This window comes from Paenibacillus sp. FSL P4-0081, from assembly GCF_000758565.1.
Taxonomy (GTDB): domain Bacteria; phylum Bacillota; class Bacilli; order Paenibacillales; family Paenibacillaceae; genus Paenibacillus_AQ; species Paenibacillus_AQ phytohabitans.
Window position 1 is genome coordinate 6,452,587 of sequence record NZ_CP009280.1, and the last position, 22,746, is coordinate 6,475,332.

The 22,746-nt window shown below is 51.2% G+C and carries 22 protein-coding genes and 1 pseudogene; 2 read left to right on the top strand and 21 right to left on the bottom strand.

Annotated elements, in window-relative coordinates; translation table 11 throughout:
• Position 1: 1 nt before the first annotated feature.
• Positions 2–583, bottom strand: a complete 582-nt coding sequence (gene pyrR / locus P40081_RS27530; protein ID WP_039304472.1) for a bifunctional pyr operon transcriptional regulator/uracil phosphoribosyltransferase PyrR — start codon at positions 581–583, stop codon at positions 2–4.
• Positions 584–1,219: 636 nt separating this feature from the next.
• A complete protein-coding gene (locus P40081_RS27535) occupies positions 1,220–2,041 on the bottom strand; it encodes an inositol monophosphatase family protein (RefSeq protein ID WP_081970173.1) in 822 nt (273 codons plus the stop codon).
• 242 nt (positions 2,042–2,283) lie between these two features.
• Between P40081_RS27535 and P40081_RS27540 the strand changes: the two genes are divergently transcribed.
• Positions 2,284–2,847, top strand: coding sequence for a GNAT family N-acetyltransferase (locus P40081_RS27540; RefSeq protein ID WP_052422048.1), 564 nt, complete (start codon positions 2,284–2,286; stop codon positions 2,845–2,847).
• Between the two features lie 404 nt (positions 2,848–3,251).
• On the opposite strand, the gene P40081_RS27545 is transcribed toward P40081_RS27540, so the two are convergent.
• The 3 genes from P40081_RS27545 to lspA all read right to left on the bottom strand — a co-directional run bounded on the left by P40081_RS27545 (position 3,252) and on the right by lspA (position 6,077).
• Positions 3,252–4,505: an LL-diaminopimelate aminotransferase gene (locus P40081_RS27545; RefSeq protein ID WP_039304354.1), complete on the bottom strand. Its 1,254-nt coding sequence runs from the start codon at positions 4,503–4,505 to the stop codon at positions 3,252–3,254.
• Between the two features lie 100 nt (positions 4,506–4,605).
• Positions 4,606–5,577, bottom strand: coding sequence for an RluA family pseudouridine synthase (locus P40081_RS27550; protein ID WP_042139372.1), 972 nt, complete (start codon positions 5,575–5,577; stop codon positions 4,606–4,608).
• Entirely contained in the window at positions 5,574–6,077 is a 504-nt protein-coding gene (gene lspA / locus P40081_RS27555; RefSeq protein WP_039304467.1) for a signal peptidase II, read from the bottom strand. Before lspA ends, P40081_RS27550 begins: the two co-directional genes overlap by 4 nt.
• Before the next feature lie 256 nt (positions 6,078–6,333).
• Here lspA and P40081_RS27560 point away from each other — a divergent pair, with 256 nt between their 5' ends.
• On the top strand, positions 6,334–7,062 hold the full coding sequence (locus P40081_RS27560; protein WP_042139373.1) for a TraR/DksA C4-type zinc finger protein: 729 nt from the start codon (positions 6,334–6,336) through the stop codon (positions 7,060–7,062).
• 33 nt (positions 7,063–7,095) lie between these two features.
• Here the strand turns inward: P40081_RS27560 and P40081_RS27565 are convergent, their stop codons facing one another.
• The 16 genes and pseudogenes from P40081_RS27565 to ftsZ form a co-directional block, all read right to left on the bottom strand.
• A complete protein-coding gene (locus tag P40081_RS27565) occupies positions 7,096–7,398 on the bottom strand; it encodes a DUF5665 domain-containing protein (RefSeq protein WP_144026082.1) in 303 nt (100 codons plus the stop codon).
• A gap of 393 nt (positions 7,399–7,791) precedes the next feature.
• A complete protein-coding gene (gene ileS, locus P40081_RS27570; RefSeq protein WP_042139374.1) occupies positions 7,792–10,884 on the bottom strand; it encodes an isoleucine--tRNA ligase in 3,093 nt (1,030 codons plus the stop codon).
• Between the two features lie 840 nt (positions 10,885–11,724).
• A pseudogene (locus P40081_RS27575) lies at positions 11,725–12,698 on the bottom strand (N-acetylneuraminate synthase family protein).
• Positions 12,699–12,764: 66 nt separating this feature from the next.
• Complete coding sequence (locus tag P40081_RS27580) at positions 12,765–13,058, bottom strand: hypothetical protein (RefSeq protein ID WP_052422049.1); 294 nt, start codon at positions 13,056–13,058, stop codon at positions 12,765–12,767.
• A 336-nt stretch (positions 13,059–13,394) separates the two neighbouring features.
• Entirely contained in the window at positions 13,395–13,880 is a 486-nt protein-coding gene (locus P40081_RS27585) for a DivIVA domain-containing protein (protein ID WP_042139375.1), read from the bottom strand.
• A 165-nt stretch (positions 13,881–14,045) separates the two neighbouring features.
• Positions 14,046–14,828 (bottom strand): YlmH family RNA-binding protein, encoded by a 783-nt coding sequence (locus P40081_RS27590; protein ID WP_042139376.1) that lies wholly within the window; start codon positions 14,826–14,828, stop codon positions 14,046–14,048.
• Positions 14,829–14,832: 4 nt separating this feature from the next.
• On the bottom strand, positions 14,833–15,102 hold the full coding sequence (locus P40081_RS27595) for a YggT family protein (RefSeq protein WP_039304304.1): 270 nt from the start codon (positions 15,100–15,102) through the stop codon (positions 14,833–14,835).
• Positions 15,103–15,109: 7 nt separating this feature from the next.
• On the bottom strand, positions 15,110–15,553 hold the full coding sequence (locus tag P40081_RS27600) for a cell division protein SepF (RefSeq protein WP_039304302.1): 444 nt from the start codon (positions 15,551–15,553) through the stop codon (positions 15,110–15,112).
• 11 nt (positions 15,554–15,564) lie between these two features.
• On the bottom strand, positions 15,565–16,248 hold the full coding sequence (locus P40081_RS27605; protein WP_042139377.1) for a YggS family pyridoxal phosphate-dependent enzyme: 684 nt from the start codon (positions 16,246–16,248) through the stop codon (positions 15,565–15,567).
• Between the two features lie 3 nt (positions 16,249–16,251).
• Positions 16,252–17,109, bottom strand: a complete 858-nt coding sequence (pgeF, locus tag P40081_RS27610) for a peptidoglycan editing factor PgeF (RefSeq protein WP_042139379.1) — start codon at positions 17,107–17,109, stop codon at positions 16,252–16,254.
• Positions 17,110–17,346: 237 nt separating this feature from the next.
• Positions 17,347–17,691 (bottom strand): YlmC/YmxH family sporulation protein, encoded by a 345-nt coding sequence (locus tag P40081_RS27615; RefSeq protein ID WP_042139380.1) that lies wholly within the window; start codon positions 17,689–17,691, stop codon positions 17,347–17,349.
• 165 nt (positions 17,692–17,856) lie between these two features.
• A complete protein-coding gene (sigG, locus tag P40081_RS27620) occupies positions 17,857–18,639 on the bottom strand; it encodes an RNA polymerase sporulation sigma factor SigG (RefSeq protein ID WP_039304289.1) in 783 nt (260 codons plus the stop codon).
• Positions 18,640–18,717: 78 nt separating this feature from the next.
• Positions 18,718–19,437 carry an RNA polymerase sporulation sigma factor SigE gene (gene sigE, locus P40081_RS27625; RefSeq protein ID WP_039304286.1) on the bottom strand — a complete coding sequence of 240 codons (720 nt, stop codon included), beginning with the start codon at positions 19,435–19,437 and terminating at the stop codon, positions 18,718–18,720.
• Positions 19,438–19,460: 23 nt separating this feature from the next.
• Positions 19,461–20,426 (bottom strand): sigma-E processing peptidase SpoIIGA, encoded by a 966-nt coding sequence (gene spoIIGA, locus P40081_RS27630; RefSeq protein WP_171721024.1) that lies wholly within the window; start codon positions 20,424–20,426, stop codon positions 19,461–19,463.
• Between the two features lie 210 nt (positions 20,427–20,636).
• Positions 20,637–21,497 carry an Rpn family recombination-promoting nuclease/putative transposase gene (locus P40081_RS27635; protein ID WP_042139381.1) on the bottom strand — a complete coding sequence of 287 codons (861 nt, stop codon included), beginning with the start codon at positions 21,495–21,497 and terminating at the stop codon, positions 20,637–20,639.
• Between the two features lie 127 nt (positions 21,498–21,624).
• On the bottom strand, positions 21,625–22,740 hold the full coding sequence (gene ftsZ / locus P40081_RS27640; protein ID WP_042139382.1) for a cell division protein FtsZ: 1,116 nt from the start codon (positions 22,738–22,740) through the stop codon (positions 21,625–21,627).
• Positions 22,741–22,746 lie beyond the last annotated feature (6 nt).

A 22,746-nucleotide genomic window follows, 5' to 3' on the forward strand; every position in this document is an offset into this window, starting at 1 on the left:
GTTATCGTTCCTCCCGGTTTGAAATAATGTACACTTCGTCCTTGCCGTCGTATTCGGTCAGTGACACTTCAATCTGCTCATGCCTGGAGGTAGGTACGTTCTTGCCGATATAGTCGGGGCGGATGGGCAGTTCCCGGTGTCCGCGGTCAGCCAGTACCGCCAGCTGGATCATCCGCGGCCGTCCGCAATCCATCAGCGCATCCATCGCCGCCCGGATCGTTCTGCCGGTGTACAGCACATCGTCGAACAGAATCACTTTCTTATCCTGGATGCCGTTGCTGCCCGGGGGCAGGGTCAGATTGCTGTTGACCACAGCCTTGTCCATCGACTCCCTGTTGTCACCGCCGCCTTCGCGGTCATCGCGGTAATGCGTGATATCCAGCTCACCGTAAGGTATATCCACGCCTTCAATCTCCTTGATGCGCTCCGCAATCCGCTGGGCCAGATAAATCCCTCTTGTACGGATGCCGACCAGCAGACAATTCTCAATACCCTTGTTCTTCTCCAAAATCTCATGTGCAATGCGTGACAGTGCCCGGCGAATCGCCGTTTCGTCCATAATGACATTTTTTTCAGTAACCATCATCGTGCCATCCTCCTGCTTGATCGCCTGTTCAAGTTCCCGGATAAACAAAAAACTCCTTGCCCGAAACAGGCAAGGAGTGAAATCCGCAGATTCAAAAAGATGGCGTGTCCGCGCGCATAAAAAGGCTCTCCGTACTCATACGGATTCCTGCTTCCATGTTCGCGAACCTCGATTCACGTTACCTTGCCAGCCTCACGGGACTGAATTAAAGGCGCATATTCAACTATAGGGAATTATGACAGATGAAAGGGGTGGTGTCAAATTTTCTTCACAGGCAAAGGGCGGCTGCGTTTTGGTGAAGGGCGCGGCTGCGGTGATTTTGGACTTCCGGCCGCTGTTGTCTCCAGATTTATTTGATTAACCGCTAAGCGGATTAAATCCGGAGACAAAGGCGGACGCTAACGCTCCTACAGTTCCAAAAACCCCTCCGCCGCTTCCACCTAAACGGGGTAAACCATTACCGATTGCCACCACCCGGGGAGGGGTGGGGCAGGCAAGGTGCACTATAGCACTGCGCTGATAGTGCATATTTGGAACTAAAGCTATCCTGAAAAGCATGGCCTTTTCATTAAACATGTCTTTCTAAGCTAACATTTTCTTACATACAACAATGCTGAAAAGAGAATGAACCTTTTATTCAGATTCCTTCCGCAATAATGTCAAAAGATCATCAAAGATTCCGGGTGTCGTGAATACGGCCTCTTCACCATAGAGTTCATTAGGAATGTGTTCGGGCACCACATGTACATTGCAACTTAATGCTCCCGCCTCCCGTGCAATCAAGCCTGCGGCGGCTACGTCCCACGGTGAAAGACTTTCCGTATGCGCATCTAATTTTCCGGACGCCACATAACAAATGTCTACTGTCGGTGCGGCAAAACGCCTAATATCACGACAGTTTCTTCTGAGTCGGTTCACTCTTTCGATTGCTGGTTCGACTTTTGCTGGATCATGCGGAAAACCTGTGCCTATGACAGCATCTTGCAGCGAAGTACATGTACGAATTCGTAAACGCTCACCATTGCAAAAGGAGCCTTCCCCTTTAATCCCAACATAAGTACAGTGCAAATCCGGCGCATATACTGCTCCTGCCAGCACTACACCATCAAGGGCAAAAGCCAATGAAACGCCGTAATGCGGCAGGTTGCGGGCAAAATTAACTGTTCCATCTAAGGGATCAATTACCCAAACCGGACCGTCAAACTTGAAATTATCCCAGTTATGTACTCCATTTTCCTCCGAAAGAATTCGATGACCTTGAAATTTACCCATTATGGCTTCTTGAATGATTCTTTCCGATAACAAATCAGCGGATGTCACAAGTTCACCATAATCCTTGTAATTCACTTCAATTTTTTCCCGGCTGCGCAATTCGGAAATCCTGTCACCCGCTTTTGTTACAGCCTGCTCTGCAAACAACGCTAATTCTCGGGGGTCGAATTTCATTTCGTTCATTTTCCTCCTTATCGTGCGTTTCTTTTAAGTAATTTCTTAAAAACAGTAATGATTATGGTATCTGCTTAATAAGGAATCATCAACATTTTGAGAGACAACTTTGATGATCTCGCTTGCTTCAATTTAATCATACCTTCAAAAAATAATCATTGCGTAATTTATAAAATTATCCAGCTTATAAAAAGGCTTATTTTCGTTCCCGCCCCGCCTCTGCTATGATTAAAAATGGAGGCGAACAAATCATGGACCTGGAGTTTATTACAGTAGATAAATGGGATGAACAGCTCTGGAAGCAGATGGAGCCGGTGTACCGGGAGGCTTTTCCCAGCGGAGCCAAACCGGAAGGGATTCTGCGCGGTATGCTGGAGCGGCGAATTGCTTATCTACATGCGGGACTGGATCAGCAAGGGCAAGTTGCCGCTATGGCCGTTACTGGGGTCGTGGAAAAGACTGAAGATAAGGTACTGATCATAGATTACTTGGCTGTCGATAAGAAGCTGCGCGGGGCGGGTACGGGAACCCGGTTCCTCGGACAGATCAGGGACTGGGCAGTGCGAGATCACGGCATCCGAGGGATTATTATCGAAGCTGAATCCGGAACCTCGGATACACACAAGGAGCGCATTCGTTTCTGGGAGCGGAACGGATTCGTCCTGACCTCCTATGTCCACCAGTATATCTGGGTGCCGGAGCCGTATCAGGCGATGCTGCTGCCGCTGGATGGTAGCGGACATGTACCGGATGACGGCGAAGCATTGTTCCATCATATTAATGCCTTTCACAGCAAGGCCTACCGGAAGGGTTAGGCTATTGTTCATTAGGTCAGCCGGGAGTTCCCGGCTGGCTTATCTTTATATTCGAGGCTGCTAACGCCACCTCATTCTCAACACCGTCCCGTGCATGCTGTCCCCCCTGTTACCGGCCTGCCTGTCCAAGTAATGTTGCACATTTTACAGGATTTTTGCTCCGCAAATACATCATTGGACTAAATGTTGTATTTTTTACAGCATTTAGGATGAATATTTACTTTTCTGAAACGGATTGTTGTAAAAAGTGCAGGATTTGCGCTTTCAGGGCCTGTTTCGTCTGAGTAAAGTTGCAGTTTGTACAACATTTGACCAGACCGGAGCGGATAGTGAGGCTCGGGAGCGATCGGCTGCCATAACAAAAAGCCGCTGCAGATTTCTCTGCAGCGGCCCATCAACCAAACTTAAAATTCGAATTCAACGTCGCTCAGGCGTCTTTGAATTTCGGAAATTACACGCTTCTCATCTTCCTCGCCTTTGGCAACGAAAGTCACGGAGAAACGGACGAACGCGCCGGCATCATCCCAAGGCACGGTGGAGATCAGCTTCTCGCGGATCAGGAACTGTGAGAAGTCCTCGCCGGATTCGAAGCGGCGTCCGCCTTTAACCCCTTTTGGAGCAGCTACATACAGGAAGAATGAACCCTTCGGTTTCTCTGCCTTGAAGCCCAGGCTGTTCAGTGCATCCACCAGCATGTTGTGGCGGCGGGAGTACTTGGCGGCAATCGCTTCGGTAATCTCAGGATGAGACAGACCGTATGCGGCAGCTTTTTGAATCGCGATGAATTGACCGGAGTCATTGTTGTCCTTCACATCACTGAACGCCTTAACGATCAGCGGGTTGCCGGCAACGAAACCGATTCTCCAGCCAGTCATATTGTAGGACTTGGACAGGGAGTGCAGCTCAACGCCGACATCCTTGGCACCAGGTACGGACAGGAAGCTCAGCGGCTTCACGCCATCATACGTCAGCGCTGCATAAGGAGCGTCATGGATAACGACTACATCATATTTCTTCGCCCAGGCTACTACTTCGCTGAAAAATTCAGGAGTTGCGCTTGCGCCTGTAGGATTGTTCGGATAGTTCAGGTAGAGCAGCTTCGCCTTGTGGGCTACGTCTTCGGGAATAGAGTTCAGGTCAGGCAGGAAGTTGTTCTCCTTCTTAAGCTCAACGGAGTAGACTTGTCCACCCAGATATTTGGTGTGAGTGCCCAGCACCGGATAACCCGGAACGGTCATGATCGTGATGTCACCCGGATTAATGAAGACCGATGGCAGCATAGCCAGTGCAGGCTTCGAACCGATGGAATGTACGATTTCATTTACAGGGTCGATGCCGTCTACCTGGAATACTTCCTTCAGATAAACTGCAGCCGCCGCTTTGAATTCAGGAATCCCGTTGTCGGAATATCCGCGGTTTTCTTCTTTGGCAGCTTCAAGGGCAAGTCTGGCCACAATGCCTTCATCCGCCATTTCGTCCGGCTCGCCGACGCCCATGTCGATCAATTCAATGTTAGGAAAATCCTGCTTCGCCGATGCTTTGGCGCGTTTGATTTTCTCGAATTTGTAGATGGAAGTGTCCTTGCCATATCCGGCGCCGCCGATGCGGTCCGCAAAATTAGTCTGAATGAATGTTTCCTGATAGTGTTCAATACTCATAATCTTCGTCTCATCTCCTGGCTTTTGTTGTGAATCCATGATCTAAATATGAAGCAAAGCTGCCTTAGAAGCCATGGACTTATAATCTATTCATTTGTACTTATCTGCTGCGCAGTGTGTACAGCACTTCTTCCATATCTGCCGGAAGCGGCGTGCTGAACTCCTTATACTCTCCTGTGATAGGATGCACAAATCCCAGTACAGCGGCATGCAGAGCCTGTCCAGTCATCGTCGTGCCTTTGCTGCGTCCATAGATTGGATCGCCGACCAGCGGATGACCGATGAACTTCATATGCACACGGATCTGATGCGTCCGTCCGGTCTCCAGCTGCAGCTCAAGCAGTGTGCAGTCGCCGAAGCGCTCCAGCACCGTAAAATGCGTCACAGAACGTTTGCTGTTCTTCTCAGTGACCATATACAGCTTGCGGTCATGCGGATCACGGCCGATTGGCGCATCTACTGTGCCCTTATCATGAGACAGATTGCCATGCACCACTGCGATGTAGCGGCGGGTTACACTGTGCTCCTTCAGCTGGGCGGCCAGTGAAGCATGACTGGCGTCATTCTTGGCAGCCATAATCAGACCGGAGGTATCCTTGTCGATGCGGTGCACAATGCCCGGACGAATCTCGCCGTTAATGCCTGACAGGTCCTTACAATGATACATCAGCGCATTGACCAGGGTCCCTGAGGGATGTCCTACTGCAGGATGCACCACCATACCACGCGGCTTATTCACCACGATAACATCGCTGTCTTCATATACAACCTCAAGCGGGATATTCTCCGCAATTAAATCCGTAACTTCGGCTTCCGGAACCGTAACAGCCACCTTGTCGCCTTCATACAGCTTGTAGTTAGCTTTGACCGGAGCGCCGTTCACCGTCACATGGCCACCGCTGATCCACAGCTGAACCTGCGAGCGGGAAACCTCTTCTTCCCAAGACTCCGTAATGTACTTATCAATCCGTTCCCGGGCATTCTCCGCGGCAACCATCCATTCGGTGACGTCTCTTTCTTCTTCGAGGGCGCCAGAAACCGCCTGCTCATTGACGTCTTTATTCAAAATCATTCATTCCCTTCTTTGACTTCCTGTGATTCCTTAACTTCGGTGACTTCCTGCTCGCCTTTCACATCCAGCAGCGTATCGAGAATAATCAGGGCTACCCCGACCACGATGCAGGAATCGGCTACGTTGAAGATCGGGAAGGTATAGCTGCCGAAATTGAACATCAGGAAATCCACAACTTCACCGTTCAGAATCCGGTCGAGGAAGTTTCCGACGGCTCCTCCAAGCACCAGCGACAATGCCGTAGGCAGCAATTTGCGGGTCTTCCGGGCCTTGTTCAGATACCAGACGATACCGGCAACAACTATAACCGTAATTACAATGAAGAACCACTGTTGTCCTTCAAGAATTCCGAAAGCGGCTCCACGATTGCGGTGGGACGTGATAATGAAGAAATCCTTTATAACCGGAATCTGCTCTGCGATCTCCAGCCGGGTAGCAATCAGATATTTGGTACCCTGGTCAATCAAAAATACAATTAGCGCAATCAGAAAGTACACCACAGAAGTTGTCACTCCGTTCTTATTTTTCCCGCGGTCCGCGGTACGAATACTGTATAAAGACTTGTATATTGTAGCACAGGCCTCAAGATACCGTCCATTGCAAGGCACTCTAAACCCGCCAAAGTCCGGGCACTATTTTCCATCGCTAAAAAAGGGCCCCTGCGGCCAAGCTATACAAGCGGAAACGGCTTTGCCCTTCTTTATAAAGACGGTACCGTTTCAGCGAGGATTAAGCCACCGAAAGGAGCTCACAGCAATGAGCCATCTGACATCAACCCAGCTCTCCGGGCTGCGCGCATTACTGCTACAGCAGCAGGAGGACATCAAGCACAGGCTGCAAAATAATGAGCATTACGGACTGCAGGAGGCCATACGCGATAGTACCGGAGAGCTGTCCGAGATCGACAACCATCCCGGCGATGCCGCCACCGAGCTGTATAACCGTTCCATGGATATTTCCCTGCTGGAGCGGGACGAGCATGAGCTGGACGATATCGAAGCGGCGCTGCGGGCGATGGATGAAGGCACCTATGGCATTTGCATAGCCAGCGGCGAACCGATTCCTTATGAACGTCTGGCCGCGATTCCATCCACCCGTTACACCAAAGAGCATGCTCCCCGCCAGAGCGCTCCGTTTACCCGCCCGGTGGAGGAGGAGCTGCTGTCTCCGCCTTTTGGACGGACCAGCCTGGATGAGCGGGAGGACCAGAACGGCTTCGACGGGGAGGATGCCTGGCAGATTGTAGAGAGCTGGGGCAATTCCGATTCCCCTGCCATGGCCGAAGGCAATAACATCAGCTCCTATAATGATATGGAGATCGAAGCGGACGAAACCGAAGGCTTCGTGGAGCCATGGGAGAATTTCGTCGCTACCGACATTACGGGAAATCATCTAACCATCATCAAAGGCAACAGTTACCGCCATTACATGGACGACGGGGAAGGTGACTACCTGCTGGACCCGCTCAAAAAAGAAAGGGAGTAGCCGTGTGCTGCTCTTTTTTAATTTGGACCCGGTTCAGAAGGTCTTCAGCTCCAGCTGATGCTGCACGATCCGCACAATGTCCGCAATATAGTCCCCGATAATCGGCAGATTCAATGCCCCGAGCACCTGAAGCACATAAATAATCGTCGCCGCAAAAAAAGTAAACCCGAGCGCAATCCCCAGCCCCCGGGCTACTCCGGATAAAATATTCAGCCAGATCAGCCGGAACGGCGAATGCAGCAGCTCCGTATATTCCGAAATCCGCGATTTCTCCATCTGCTGGGCCAGCTGGGTGGTCATCCGGTACAGCGCGTTCAGCTTTTCCTCCTGCGGCAGATCCGCCGGATCACCGGCTGCTGCGAGCGCGGCTGCAGGCTTTTGAGAAGAAAATGGTGTCTGTATACGCTCCCCGGAATGCAGGAATTGCCGCTTCTCCTCCGGTACTTTACCGGTATCCCTGCTGCTGTCTACTCCCGAGGTCTGAATTGAAATTCTGCCCGGCCCTTCCGGCCTCTCCGGCTTCCCGGCCTCCGTATCTACATCTTTCCATCCGCCCATGCCTCCGGCACCTCCCTCGAATCTCTATGACCCGCAAAGCAAACGAGCCCGGTTAAAGAGACTTATCTCTTTAAGCACGGGGCTCGTCATTTTGCATTCTAACCCATAGAAGCTTTTCCTTTGCGGCTAGTATATGCCATATAGGGACAAGTGATGCAGGGTGTGTGTTACTTAAGCGCCGATATGAATTCCGATGCTCTTGCCGCCGGCATCCACAGTTTCATAGGTATAATCTCCGTCAAAATCAACCGTAGTCACCAGTACATTCTCGCGCAGCACATGCTCGAATGCGGTAACCGCTGCCTTCAACTCGTCATCCACATGCAGCGTAAGAGCAATCCGTTTGTCGATCGGCAGATCCAGGCGTTTACGGTAATCCTGCACCGCACGTACGACTTCGCGTACCCAGCCTTCCTGCACCAGCTCCGGTGTGATTTCGGTATTCAGCGCCACCGTCAATCCATAGCCGGAAGCCGAGGCAAAGCCTGGTTTGGCCTGCTTCTCAACCAGCAGCTCCTCGGATGTGATCTGCAGCTCTTCCCCGTCCGGCGATACAATGGCGAGTCCGCCGTCCTGTACGGTTTTGCGGGTAGCGTCACTGTCCATGGCCTTAAGGTAGCCCTGCAGGAAGCCGACGTTCTTGCCGTATTTCTTGCCTGCGACCTTCAGGTTCAACTTCAGGGTGAAGTCCACAAATCCGCTGTCGCTGTGCTCGATTACAATATGCTTCACGTTGATTTCGTCTTTGATCAGCTCTTCATAATCCGCCACATTGAAGTCATCATCAATCGATGCGATCAGCTCAGACAATGGCTGGCGGGTCTTGATGCCGCTCTCGTTGCGTACGTTACGGGCCAGTTCCACGATCCCTCTGGCGCTCTCCATATCTTTTTCCAGTGCAAGATCGATCAGATTCTCATCCGCTACCGGGTAATCCGCGAGATGCACGCTTTCGCCGCCGCCCAGGTTCGTAAAGATATCCTCGGACAGCATTGGTGTGAACGGTGCCATCAGCGTAGCTGTGGTCAGCAGGACATGCGTAAGTGTGCGGTATGCGTCCAGCTTCTCTTCGCCCAGCCCGCTGCCCCAGAACCGGTCACGGGAACGGCGGATGTACCAGTTGCTCAGCTCATCTACGAAATTCTCAATTGCTTTGGACGTATTCACGAAATCGTTAACGGCAAGACCTTTATCCACCAGCAGGATCAGACTGTTCAATCGGGACAGAATCCAGCGGTCGAGCTTATGCTCTGACAGCTTGAACGGGTGATCCGCAGGATCGTAGCCGTCGATACCGGCATACAGCGTCAGGAACGCATGCGTGTTAACCAGCGTATCCACAACCTTGGACTTCGTCTCTCCCACCAGACCGCGCGAGAACCGTTTGTTGTTCCATGGCGCACTGTCAGACAGAATGGCCCAGCGGAACGCGTCGGTGCCGTATTCGTTCATGATCTCCCAAGGGTCGATGACATTGCCCTTGGACTTGGACATCTTCTGGCCGTTCTCATCGAAAATATGACCATGGGCGATTACCGCCTTGTAAGGCGCTTTGCCCGTGAACAGCGTCGATACGGCAAGCAGGCTGTAGAACCAGCCGCGTGTCTGGTCGATCCCTTCGCAGATCATATCCGCCGGATACTGGTCTGCGAATCTGTCCTCATTCTCAAACGGATAGTGACTCTGGGCGAACGGCATCGAGCCGCTGTCGAACCATACGTCGATGACTTCCGGTGTGCGCACCATTACGCCGCCTTCACTGAACGGACTCCGCAGCTTGATGTTGTCCACATACGGCTTATGCAGCTCGATATCCTCTGCTACTTCGCCGATCGCCATCGATCTCAGTTCAGCAATACTATGCGGAGCGAACTCCTTGCCGGTGTCCTGGCAGACCCAGACATTCAGCGGCGTGCCCCAGTAACGGTTACGGCTGATATTCCAGTCCACCAGCTCCTCCAGGAACTTGCCGAAGCGGCCTTCACGCACATGGTCCGGATACCAGTTCACACTGTTATTGTTGGCGATCAGCTGATCCTTGATCGCTGTTGTCTGGATGAACCAGCTGTCTGTTGCATAATAGAGCAGCGGAGTATCGCAGCGCCAGCAGAACGGATAGCTGTGCTCGTACTTCTCTTTACTGTAGAGCAGTCCCCGTTCGGACAATACCTTCACGATATCGAGGTCGACGTCTTTGACGAACCGTCCGGCAAAATCGCTCACTACACTGGTGTATTTACCGGAGGTATCCACCACATTCACGAAGCTGATGCCATTCTCGCGGCAGCTCTTGTAGTCATCTTCACCATGTGCCGGAGCCATATGCACGATCCCGGTACCGCTGGAATCCGTAACAAACGATGCGCCTACGATCACATTATGCTTCTCTGCCTTGATATAATCGAACGGCGGAGTGTAGCTCTGGCCGATAAAGTCCGCACCGGTATGGGTGGACAGGATCGTATACTCGCCTTTGAGCACCTCATCCACTAGATTCTTGGCCAGTACATATACGCCGTCTTCCTGTTGGGCACGCACATATTCCATATTCGGGTTCATTGCCAATGCCATATGCGCCGGAAGGGTCCAAGGTGTGGTCGTCCAGGCCAGCACATAATCGCCGCTGCCGTCCAGCTTGAACTTAGCTGTAGCACTCAGGTCCTTGACTGTCTTGTAGCCCTGCGCCACTTCATGGGAGCTCAGCGTCGTCTGACAGCTCGGGCAGTACGGGCTGACGCGGTGTCCGCGGTACATTAAGCCTTTGTCATGCACGGTAGCGAGGATATTCCACACGCTCTCGATGTAGGTGTTATCCAGCGTAACGTAAGGGTTATCCAGATCCGTCCAGTAGCCGATTGCTTCGGTGAACTCACGCCACTGCTTCTCATAGCCGAATACACTTTCCTTACATTCCTTGATGAATTTCTCTACACCGTATTCTTCGATGTCCTGCTTGCCGGAGATGCCAAGCTTCTTCTGCACGCCGAGTTCAACCGGCAGGCCGTGGGTATCCCAGCCCGCTTTGCGGATTACGCGGAAGCCCTTCATCGTCTGGTAGCGGCCGACGAAGTCCTTGATGACCCGGCCCAGCACATGCCCGATATGCGGCACGCCGTTCGCCGTCGGAGGTCCTTCATAGAACACATAGTTCGGGCGTCCCTCGCGGTTCTCCATGGATCTGCGGAACGTATTCTCGTCGCTCCATTTTTTCAGGATACGGACATCTCTGGCCCGTGCTTTTTCTTTTACATCTACTTTATGCATGATGGTCAATCCTTCCGTGGTTTAGTCTTTAAACCTTTTCGATCCCTCCCAAACCCTCCCTTCGCCAAGGGAGGGCCCCAAGGGCTCCGCCCTCTGGACACCCGGAAAGTTTGTCGATCTCCAGGGGAAAGGTGTTTGGTAAGTTAATTTTGTTGTAATGCCCGCTTACGCCGCAAGCGGCACGCTCTACCTCAGGCACCCGGCCCGCGAACCCGTTAGGGCAGCGCTGGGCCGGGGCCTCGCTCTTGATCTTCGCCCTAGGTCTTCCGCAGTTAAGGCCCCGCAGGCGTACCCGTCAGGGCAGCCTAAGAAGGGCCGCGCCATTCGCCGCAGTAATCCTTCCCCTTCCGCCATCGTCACTCACCACTCGGAGCACTTGTTGCAGGTGTCCAGAGGGCGGCCAGCCCTTGGGGTCCCCCTTGGAAAGGGGGATTTAGGGGGATGGACCCACACAAAAAAAGCGTCATCCAGCCCCCAAAGGGGCGAGACAGCGCTCGCGATACCACCCTAATTTGCACCTCATGCACATCCTTAGGGGAGTGTATTCAGTACAATCTCAGTTCCGCATGCAGAAATGCCACACGGGTCCGGGATAACGTCCGGCAGACGGCATAGCTTACACACGTATGCATATACGCTTCAGCTTAGCTTCTAGGGGAGGATCTTCCGGCAAGGCGTGAACGATCGGCTCGCAGCAATCACCGACTCTCTGGAGAACGTTACCTTATCGTACTTGTCCCGTCATCGAATTTCGATTCAATGGATTACAGATATGTTCTAGTTATAGTCTGTTTAGAACCAATTGTCAAGATCCATAGGCCCGGAACCGGGAAGGCAGGGTTATATTAACAGCTCCCAGCTTACCGGAGTGCCGAGGGTAAGATCCTTTTTCATTTGTTTTCCTAACAGCAGGTCGTAGTATTTCGGATCTAGACCATATCCTGGACGAATTACTTTAATATTATCCCCCGTCAGCACTTCACCAGCCTTTATATCCTTAGATACATATATCGACCGCCTGAATTGAAGTGATTTCTCCTCGTCCTTCGTGGGACCGATGGAAACCCTGCCGAGTGCCCTCCAGGCCGTATCCGTCTCTCTCACGAGGGAAGCAAATTCCCCGGGCTCCAGAGAAAAAGCCGCATCAACCCCGCCATCCTCACGGTTAAGGGTGAAATGCTTTTCAATGACAGTGCTGCCCAGCGCTACACTTGCAACGGCGGCCCCCACGCCCAGGGTATGATCTGATAAGTCTACCTGGCAATGAAACACTTCGCTCAAATACGGAATGGTGTTCAGATTTGAGTTTTCGGGCGAAGCCGGATAACTGCTTGTGCATTTTAATAGAATATACTCACTGCAGTCTGCACCCGGTTATTGTGTTTACCGCATGTTCAATTTCGCCGAGAGAAGCCATTCCTGTAGAAATAATCATCGGCTTTCCCTTGGAGGCGACTTTGAGGTTTCATCAAACGGTGTACTGAGGGGAATCATCCCTAGTTCCCTGCAGGCATCAAATATTCTTCCGTGCCATTCCCAGGGGGTATACGCCTCCTTATAGAGCTCAAATAGAGACTTTCCCTACCAAAGCCCGTTGGATTCAGAATCATGAAATCTCTCTCCTGGATATTCAGCGTCATCGTTTCGGGTGTATACGTTTGAATTTTAAATGCGTGTGCGCCAGCCTTGGCCACCGCCTTAACCAGCTCAAGTGCCCGGTCAAGTGGCTGATTATGATTGCCGGACATTTCCGCGATGATAAAAGGAGGATCCCCGCTTCCTATACGCCGGTTACCGATCGTGATTTCCTTCATTTGCTCCAGCAGCCTCCTCTTTCAACACTTCACTGTGCTTCTCCCATTGCTCCTGAAAGATCGCCATTAATACCACATCGGTATATTGTTGATTTCTATGCCCCATTCACAGGTTTGGTTGGTGAGGTTGATCTGTGAGAATTGAACGAGACCTATAGGCTGTTCTTGATAAAAGCATAATTTCACAAGCTTGCTTGCATCCTTCTCCGCAGAATTCAGCCATCTGTAATGCTCATCTAAGGGAATGGGCTCAGCATGATTCATAAAAGGACTGATATGGCCGGCGTTGCGCCACTCCAGGACAAGGCTCTTATGTTCTTGACCCAGGTTCTCCAGCTTATAGTCATTAATGTCTGCCATAGTCCCCTCCCATGATCCTGTCTATAACCTCATTGAACCGGCCCTCTCCCATAAGCTGAAGTGCCTTCTCACACATATCTTTCACCAGTGAGGTGTTCCAGACCATCCTTAGGAATGTGTCTGTAGGACATCATGTTTTTCAGGTATTTGCCACAAACCAAGAGGATCTTCAGGGAGACATTACTGTAACTGGCCCTGTTATCATTACTGCAAAGGTTTTCGCGCCGCAATAAAACACAAAAAAACTCCTTTGTAGAAGTCTTGTTTATTAAACAAACAAGATCAATAACTTCTACTAAGGAGTTTTTTATTCAAATGAATGGCCCGGATTCCCGCTCACAAGGCGTTCTCAGTAACCTCGCGGCTCTCAAGCGCATTCCAGTCATCCTGCGACAGCAGCTCCAGCTGGGCCTCCAGCAGGGTCCGGAAACGGGTGCGGTAGATTGAAGCCTGCTTGCGCAGCTCTTCTGTCTCGATCGCTACCTTGCGGGATTTGGACAACGCTTCGTTGATGATCCGGTCCGCATTTTTTTCCGCTTCCTTAAGGATCAGCTGTGACTCTTTTTTGGAGTTGTTCTTCACATCATCTGCAGCCTCCTGAGCCACGATAATGGTCTTGGACAGGCTTTCTTCAATATTGACAAAATGATCAAGGCGTTCCTGAATGGATAAAAGCTGGTTGTGCAGCTCTTTGTTCTCACGAATAACGCTTTCGTAATCCTTAATGACCTGATCCAGAAATTCGTTGACCTCATCTTCGTCATAACCGCGGATTCTCCGAGAGAATTCCTTGTTATGTATATCGAGCGGTGTTAATGGCATGCTGTGCACCTCCTAGAAATTTCGGACATCCATTGTCCCTGAACGATAGTCTGTCCGGAAGACAAAGATGAAAGACTGCTTGCTTGGATATCCCCAAAAGTGAAGGGGGGTGTTTCCCTTGAGAATATCAATTTCGACAAGCACGCCTGTAATCCTGCAAAGAACTCAGACAAATTTGCCTACCAGAATCCGGTAACGGCCTTTCTTCGTCAAGCTGCCGATCTCCAGCACCTTGAACCGTCCGAAGCCCTGGATAGAAACTACATCACCGTCTTTCAGACTGCAGGACGGATCCTCCTCCACCTTCCAGTTCACCCGCACACGTCCGGCTTTGATGGGAGCCAGAATTTTGCTCCGGCTAAGCCGGGTCACATCCGCTGCAATTCCGTCAAGTCTCAGGGAAGCCACGGTGAAATCCATCGTCTCCAGCTTAACCTGGCTGCTGCGTAAGCCGGATAGCGGCAGTATCTCTGTACTAACGTTGATCCGGTGTACACCGGTCAGATTCATGGACAGATAATCGACGATATCCTCAGCTACCACAACGTGACAGCCGTCCTCCAGCACATGAATATCACCGATCTTGCCTCTTTTGATGCCCAGTCCCAGGATGGCCCCCATATAATCACCATGCTCCAGCGCAAGAAATTTCTGCTCCCCCGAGGTAATGGCCAGCACCTTCAGCTCCATGTCCTCACCCGTGAGATCACGGTAATCCGGCGCAACCATAGCCCGCTTCCGCTCGGCATCGTCAGAACCGCCCTCCCAGCGTACAATGACATCGGGGTGGCGGTTCACCAGGCTCTGCAGTATATATCCCTGACGGGGATCGAGAAATTCGGTCAGCTTGGTCTCATGGTACTCTCCTGCATTCGTAACCCATTCCCAGGCCTTGTCCACAAATTGCCGTTCATCCGGGTGGAAGTGGCCGTAAATTTCATTCTTCATGTGATTAGCCGAACACCAGGGCCACAATGGAATGAAGTCCGCCTACCGCAAACCGGAGCACGACAATCGCAATAATCGGGGAGATATCGATGGTTCCGAACAGAGGCGGGATGATTTTCCGGAATGGCGTAAGATACGGCTCCACAAGCTTGCCAAGCAGCTCACCGATAAAGTTCTCACGCAGATTAGGCAGCCAGGACATGAGAATGTATACGATAATCATGTAATAGTAAATTGTAAATAGGATGTCTATAATTGAAGATATTTGATCCAAAACCTGCTCACCTCATTCTGTTGTAATCTTGATCGTCACCAAGAATTTCTGTTATGGAGCCTTGAATTTCCACTGTATCCGGAGTGCACATAAATATATTGCCCCCAATCTTGGATATTCCTCCACCCAGGGCATAAACCGTTCCGCTTAAAAAATCAATAATCCTCATTGCCTGATCGTTACGCACCCGCTGCAAATTAATAACTACCGTGCGGTGCGCACGCAGATGGTCGGCAATCTCCTGGGCCTCGTCATACGAACGCGGCTCGTAGAGCACAACCTTCACATTTTTTTGCGAATGGATACTGACGACGTTGGCCCGCTGATTTTTGCGTGTTTCTACAGGGGCGGGTTCGTATTCATCCTCATCACGGGAAATTTGCTCCCGCTCCACTATTTCCTCTTCCTCCTGCAAACCCAAGAAACTCATAAACCGGTTCATCACGCCCATCAATCTCCCTCCTAATGACCTACTAGTACCGTACCCAGGCGCACCCGGGTGGCTCCTTCCTGTATCGCCACTTCAAAATCATTCGACATTCCCATCGACAGCTCTTGTATAGGCTCAGGTGTCAAAGCAAGCTGATTAAGCGAATCGCGCAGCGCACGCAGCCCCCGGAATACGGGACGGGTAAGCTCCGGATCTTCCTCATGCGGGGCCATGGTCATCAGTCCGATTACCTTCACACGGCTTAGCGGGGCGATGTCCTTCAGGAAACCCTCCACCGCTCCGGGCGGCAGACCGAACTTCGTATCTTCTCCGGAAATATTCACTTGCAGGAACACCTTAACATCCAGTCCGGCGGCGTCCGCCTTCTTGTGCAGCTCCCGTGCCAGCGATAGCCGGTCGAGCGAGTGTATATATTCAAATTTACCTATAACGTCTTTTACCTTATTGGTCTGCAAATGCCCGATAAAGTGCCAGATTCCCTTGTGTCCAAGCGCATTCCATTTAGGCTCTGCATCCTGCCAGCGGCTCTCCGCAATCTCCGTGAGCCCTGCTTCCAGCACAGCGGCTACCGTATCCAGAGGTACATATTTCGTCACCGCGATAACCTTGACGTCACTTACATCACGGCCGCTGACCGCGCAGGCCTGTGCGACACGTTCCAGGGTGATGGCGATTCTTTCCTGTAATGAGGCCAAAATTCAACTCTCCTTTATTCCGATCCAGCTCGTCATTCTCCCTGTAACCCCATTTTCCTTGCGGTACGAAAAGAACAGATCACTGTTACAGCTTGTACACCAAGTTGTACATTCGATATGAGTCGGCAATATTCCTGCTTTTATCATAATGCGTTGATTCATTTCTTTCAAGTTAAGCATACTTTTGCTGCTGTCCTTATCCGAGCTTCTATATAAGTCCGGCGCCCCTTCCACCATCATCAGCGGGTTCAGCCCGGCCTCCAGCCGGCGGACGTGGTCCATTACATAATCATCTACCTCGTAGCAGCATTCGCCAATCGAAGGGCCTATGGCAGCCTGGATATCCTCCGGACGGCTTCCATACTCCTGTTCCATTCTGTCCACCATCGCTGCTGCGATCTCTGCCACAGTCCCCTTCCAGCCTGCATGCGCCAGCCCCACAACACTGTGCACGGGGTCATAGAAGTAGAGCGGCACACAATCCGCATAAAAGGAAGTCAGCAGCACACCCGGCACATTAGTCAGGAGCCCGTCGGTAGCCTGAAAAGCTGTAGACCGGTCCAGGCTGCCTTTTCCGCGGTCCTGTTCTGTAATTACCGCTATATCTTTACCATGGGTTTGTTCTCCGCAGGTCCAGGACTGGAGCCCGAAACCAAGACTTTCGGCCAGCAGCTTTCTGTTGCTGAGCACAACAGCCGGATCATCACCGACATGAAACGCACAGTTGAAGCTGTCATACGGCTTCGTACCGCTGCCGCCCTCTCTGCCTGTGAATCCTGCTGTGATTGCATTATACTTCTCTCGCCACGGCTCCAGATGAAGCAGCATAGGCGTTCCGTCACTCCGCATAAACGGTTCCATATCTTCACCTCCGCTTAAGTGTAACATAAACTCAGCCCCACAAACTCTACCCCATAAACTCTACCCCATAAACTCTACCCCACAAAGTGATGTTATGCTCCGATGCCTATCCAAGTACTTTGCGGGGACCCCGAAAACCTGCCACACAAAATAATCCCCACAAAGTGACGTTATGCTGCACACTCCTGAGCCCACCCTATGCCTTTACCCATATACGCAGAAAAAAGACGCACCCGATTAATAAGTGCGCCGCTCGCTGCGTTCCGGCCGCTCCAGATACATCATCTCCCGCTCTTCCTGGCCCTGAGGCATCCGGGATTCCTCAATCTTCACCAGGACGACATCAGCACCGATCTTGACGATATTCCGCCACGGGATAATCAGATCCGCACCGCCTCCGAACAGTCCCATGAACCTTGTATATCCCGGTACGATGATGGCATCAATAACCCCCCGGCGCAGATCCAGCTCCAGATCACTAATCTGTCCAAGCCGCTTGCCGTCCACAATATTAATAACATCCTTGGTTTGAAAATGAGAGATTTTCATCTTTTTGCCCGACCCTACGGAATCTTCATTCATCCTGCCACCCCTGTACATTCAGACCTATAGCTCCAGTATATGTCCTTAAGGCTTGGCAACATGTCTTAATTCATTTCCGGCCTTCGCCGTTACATACAAAAGGATACCCCGGGCAGCCGCTCACGCGCCTTCCGGAATATCCCCCGCTTATCTATAGCCTGCTGTTTAAGACTTCACATGCTTTTGCATTTGCTGAATAGCCGACTTCTCAAGCCGCGATACCTGCGCCTGTGAGATCCCAATCTCATCCGCTACCTCCATCTGGGTTTTACCTTCAAAGAACCGCATGGACAAAATACGTTTCTCGCGCTGTCCCAGCCGCTGCATGGCTTCACGAAGAGCAATCTCTTCAATCCAGGATACATCTTTGTTCTTATCGTCGCTGATCTGATCCATAACATAGATCGGATCACCGCCGTCATGATAGATCGGCTCGAACAGGGATACCGGGTCCTGAATAGCATCAAGGGCAAAGACGACATCCTCTTTAGGTACACCGAGCGCTTCTGAAATCTCGAGGATCGTCGGTTCCCGCGAATTCTGATTGGTCAGGCTGTCACGGACCTGAAGGGCCTTATAGGCAATATCCCGCAGCGAGCGCGATACCCGGATCGGGTTGTTGTCACGCAAGTAACGGCGGATCTCTCCGATGATCATCGGCACCGCATAGGTAGAGAACTTGACATTCTGCGATAAGTCAAAATTATCGATGGCTTTCATGAGTCCGATGCAGCCTACCTGAAACAGATCATCCACGAACTCCCCACGATTATTGAACCTTTGAATTACGCTAAGAACAAGTCTAAGGTTACCATTTACCAATTTCTCTCTGGCGGATCGCTCGCCCTGCTGCTGCAGCGAAGTGAACAATGCCCGCATTTCCACGTTCGTAAGAACGGGTAGCTTAGCGGTGTCCACACCGCAAATCTCGACTTTATTTCGGGTCATGATGATTTACCTCCCAAGGAGAAACATTACTGTACATTATCTCCCCGGTCCGGCATTTTATTCCTCGGTTCCTTCAGCTTACACCATCTTGTTGAACTCCTTGCGCAGCCGCTTGATAATTCTTTTCTCAAGCCGCGAGATGTAGGATTGGGAAATGCCAAGCAAATCAGCAACATCCTTTTGGGTTTTTTCCTCACCGCCGCGCAGTCCGAACCGCAGCTCCATAATTAATCTTTCCCGTTCACTGAGCTTCTCCAGCGCCTTCTGCAGCAGCTTGCGGTCCACCTGTTCTTCGATATTCCGGTAAATCGTGTCATTCTCCGTTCCCAGCACATCCGATAGCAGCAGCTCGTTGCCGTCCCAGTCAATATTCAGCGGTTCATCAAAAGAAACCTCGCTTCTAGTTTTGCTGTTGCGCCGCAGATACATCAGAATTTCGTTCTCAATACAGCGTGAGGCATAGGTGGCCAGTTTTATTTTTTTCTCCGGATCGAAGGTGTTGACTGCTTTAATCAGTCCAATCGCCCCGATGGAAACAAGATCCTCGATATTGATCCCTGTGTTCTCGAATTTCCGTGCGATATACACCACCAGCCGCAGGTTGCGTTCAATCAGCATGGCCCGGACCGCCGCATCACCGCTTGAGAGCCGCTGCAGCAGGAATTCTTCCTCTTCCCGTGTAAGCGGAGGAGGAAGCGCTTCACTGCCCCCGATATAATAAATTTCCTGGCTCTTCAGTCCCAGCAGAAACAGCATGCGGTAATACTGCAGTTGCAGCACAAGTTTGAATTTGACCATTTATTGTTCCTCCTATATGTTCCTTAACTCATAGCCTTGTCTGCCGGCGCCTCTACAGCGCTCTCATTGTGGGTCAGGTCAGGATGTATGACCGCCCGGTACGCTCCGTCTCCCGACAGTGTCCCGCCATCCAGCCCGATGAGAACCCTCTTGCTGTAAAAGGTTTCGCCGCCAAGCTTTATCATCACTGAATCCGGCTTCAACGCGAGCATGAAGGATGCCCCGCGGTTAACGCCTCTGTACGGCACCAGCCGTATTCTGTCCTGCCAGGCAAACGACTGCCCGTCCGCTTCCAGCACAAGTGTATCTGCCCCTGTCTGTGTCAGCCTCCCTTTCCATGAGGCCGGCAGATGGCCTTCCCATAGTGAGGATTCCATAACCATGACCGGAATTCGCGTAAGCGGATCATTGAGCCGGTTTCCGGTGTCCAGCAGCCCTGGACAGGTAACAGATACTCCGTCAATCTCCACAGTCACTTCACCGATATATGTCTCCAGCTGCTCCCTGCGCCTGCGCGAGGATTGAATCAGCTTGAAGAGAAGAAGCACCAGCGGAAGCATCGCAAGCACGAACCAGAATCCAATTTTCAACCGGTAAGCTTGGCCGCCTGAAGAAGTAAAGATAATGCCGTTCCAGATGTCGCCTGAGCTTTGCAGCAAATAATGAATCCCTACTATACCTCCTGCCGCCGCAAAATTAATGATATAAAATGCCCCTAATGCACGAAGATAGCTTTGCAGACTTCTAAATCCGAACGCGATCCACAGCATCACTACCGACAACCCGAACTTGATGAGGAAGGTGTACATGAAGGACAGCTCCGGTACAAACATCATCACGACATAGAGCGCGCCAACCAGCGCAGAGAGAGACAGGCGCCACCAGGACACCTTCAGCTTGACCAGCCAGCTGGTCAGCCACAATAGAATTCCGTCGATCAGCAGATTGGCGGCGAAGATCAAGTCAATATAAACAACCAGTGTTTTCACCTGCCTGGTAACGGATATCTAGCCGGAGGCCAGGGTGAAGGCTCTCTTTTTAGACGATAAGATTAGTATAGGAACTCTCGCATTCAAAGTCTGTCTAAACTTGGGGGGCGTACTTACGTTTTTTTTGTCGAGTTATAGGTCAGCAGAGATATTAAGAGGATAAAAGAAAAAGCCAGCCTGTTGAGGCTGACTTCAAGTTCGAATATTCATTCAAGTGATAGATTTCAATTCTTCTTCAGTCAGTCCGGTTGCCTTTATTACAGCAGGAAGATCCAGCCCCATAGCCAGGAGATTTCTGGCTATTTCCAGTTTTGCCTCGAGCTCACCTTCTGCTCTGCCTACTGCTATGCCTTTAGCAAACCCTTCTCTTTGTGCACCGTCTCTCTGCGAGGCTTCGTCAAGCAGAAACTTCTGGCGGTCCTCATATTTACGCCGGGCTTCCGAATCCTGACTCAGAAACTCCAGGGTTTCCATCGCCTTCCTCAAAGCAGGCTCGTTCATCAACAGCACCTCCCAATCCGAGTGGTTTATTCCCTTCAAGAACAGCAGCCAGTTCACCAGACCGCCTTGGCCGGGAACAGCTCGCTGATTCAGCTTGGGTAATTCCAGAAAATGAATTTCAATATCATCCGTGAGCGGCGTTCCGGTTGCATCCTCCCGTAAGTGAAACACACTATGCGGATGTTCGTTAGGCAGCACCTTATAATTCATAATGTTGATTGTTACGCATTTCTTGAGGTCTGTATATTTGCCGCTTACCTGAAGCTGGCCCGCATAACGTTTGCTCCAGTAATATAAGGTCCTTTTCTCAATATCGTATTTGTTGAACAGCTGCATTTCAATATTGATCAGCTTGCCGTCTGCAGACTTCGCCCAAATGTCAAATATCGATTGCTTATCCAGCGGATCATCCTTATCCGTATACGGATTGAGCAGCACTACTTCCTCCAGCGGCGGATCTCCCGCATCCATGAATATCCGGTTCAAAAAAGCCAGCAGCACATCCTTGTTACTCTCGCTTGCAAATATCCGTTTAAATACGAAATCTACCCGGGGGTCCAGCAGTTCCATTCCATCGTCTCCCGTTATCGTTATTATAACAGCCTGAAAAACAAAAAAACACCGTATTCGTCCCGGCTAAATGCGGGTCGAATACGGTGCTTCCGTAAAAAGCTATGCAGTTCATTGCTCTTAGTTCTTAATCATTGTTGCCGCGTGTCCGGTTGCGCAGGAAGGTTGGAATATCCAGCTGATCAGAGGTTGTCTGATTGCCGAACGGACGCAGATTCGCATTCTTATCCTTGTCCGCTGCCGGCTCACTGCTGGATGCAGGACGGCGAGCAGGCGCTACAGGGGAAGGCTTATGTTCAAAGCCGGTAGCAATTACCGTAACCTTGATTTCGTCCTTCATGCTCTCTTCGATAATCGCACCGAAGATCATATTCACTTCAGGATCGGAAGCAGAGGTAACAATCTCAGCCGCTTCATTAACCTCATACAAGGAGAGGTTGGAGCCGCCTGTAATGTTCATAATTACGCCGCGTGCACCTTCGATGGAGGTTTCGAGGAGCGGGCTCATAATGGCTTTGCGGGCCGCTTCCGAGGCACGGTTCTCGCCGGTCGCAATACCGATACCCATAAGTGCTGAACCGCGCTCCGTCATAATTGTCTTCACATCGGCAAAGTCAAGGTTGATCAGGCCGGGAACGGCAATGAGGTCAGAGATCCCTTGCACAGCCTGGCGGAGTACATTATCCGCTTCGCGGAAAGCCTCCAGCATTGGTGTTTTCTTATCCACAATTTCCAGCAGGCGGTCATTTGGAATCACGATCAGCGTATCCACTTTTTCTTTCAACGCTTCGATTCCCAGTTCTGCCTGATTGGAACGTTTTCTGCCTTCAAAAGTAAACGGACGGGTCACGACGCCAACCGTCAATGCTCCGCACTCTCTGGCAATCTCAGCAATTACAGGCGCTGCGCCCGTTCCGGTACCCCCGCCCATACCTGCGGTTACGAATACCATATCTGCACCTTTAAGCGTATTTGAAATCAGATCGCGGGATTCTTCAGCCGCTTTCTTCCCCACCTCAGGATTGGCTCCAGCGCCAAGTCCGCGGGTCAGTTTATCCCCGATTTGCAGTTTATGCTCCGATTTGGCCATATGCAGCGCTTGGGCATCTGTATTAACCGTGATGAATTCAACACCCTGAACGCCATTTTCAATCATCCGGTTTACAGCATTGCTTCCGCCGCCGCCTACTCCGATGACCTTTATTTGGGCTAAGCTCTCCATTTCAAAATCAAATTCCAACATATTGTT

Excerpts from the sequence above, each read along its gene's own strand:
- pyrR (WP_039304472.1), bottom strand. The coding sequence starts at position 583 with ATGGTTACTGAAAAAAATGTCATTATGGACGAAACGGCGATTCGCCGG.
- P40081_RS27535 (WP_081970173.1), bottom strand. The coding sequence starts at position 2,041 with ATGAACGAAATGAAATTCGACCCCCGAGAATTAGCGTTGTTTGCAGAG.
- P40081_RS27540 (WP_052422048.1), top strand. The coding sequence starts at position 2,284 with ATGGACCTGGAGTTTATTACAGTAGATAAATGGGATGAACAGCTCTGG.
- P40081_RS27545 (WP_039304354.1), bottom strand. The coding sequence starts at position 4,505 with ATGAGTATTGAACACTATCAGGAAACATTCATTCAGACTAATTTTGCG.
- P40081_RS27550 (WP_042139372.1), bottom strand. The coding sequence starts at position 5,577 with ATGATTTTGAATAAAGACGTCAATGAGCAGGCGGTTTCTGGCGCCCTC.
- P40081_RS27560 (WP_042139373.1), top strand. The coding sequence starts at position 6,334 with ATGAGCCATCTGACATCAACCCAGCTCTCCGGGCTGCGCGCATTACTG.
- ileS (WP_042139374.1), bottom strand. The coding sequence starts at position 10,884 with ATGCATAAAGTAGATGTAAAAGAAAAAGCACGGGCCAGAGATGTCCGT.
- P40081_RS27580 (WP_052422049.1), bottom strand. The coding sequence starts at position 13,058 with ATGGCAGACATTAATGACTATAAGCTGGAGAACCTGGGTCAAGAACAT.
- P40081_RS27585 (WP_042139375.1), bottom strand. The coding sequence starts at position 13,880 with ATGCCATTAACACCGCTCGATATACATAACAAGGAATTCTCTCGGAGA.
- P40081_RS27590 (WP_042139376.1), bottom strand. The coding sequence starts at position 14,828 with ATGAAGAATGAAATTTACGGCCACTTCCACCCGGATGAACGGCAATTT.
- P40081_RS27600 (WP_039304302.1), bottom strand. The coding sequence starts at position 15,553 with ATGGGCGTGATGAACCGGTTTATGAGTTTCTTGGGTTTGCAGGAGGAA.
- pgeF (WP_042139379.1), bottom strand. The coding sequence starts at position 17,109 with ATGGAACCGTTTATGCGGAGTGACGGAACGCCTATGCTGCTTCATCTG.
- P40081_RS27615 (WP_042139380.1), bottom strand. The coding sequence starts at position 17,691 with ATGAATGAAGATTCCGTAGGGTCGGGCAAAAAGATGAAAATCTCTCAT.
- sigG (WP_039304289.1), bottom strand. The coding sequence starts at position 18,639 with ATGACCCGAAATAAAGTCGAGATTTGCGGTGTGGACACCGCTAAGCTA.
- sigE (WP_039304286.1), bottom strand. The coding sequence starts at position 19,437 with ATGGTCAAATTCAAACTTGTGCTGCAACTGCAGTATTACCGCATGCTG.
- P40081_RS27635 (WP_042139381.1), bottom strand. The coding sequence starts at position 21,497 with ATGGAACTGCTGGACCCCCGGGTAGATTTCGTATTTAAACGGATATTT.
- ftsZ (WP_042139382.1), bottom strand. The coding sequence starts at position 22,740 with ATGTTGGAATTTGATTTTGAAATGGAGAGCTTAGCCCAAATAAAGGTC.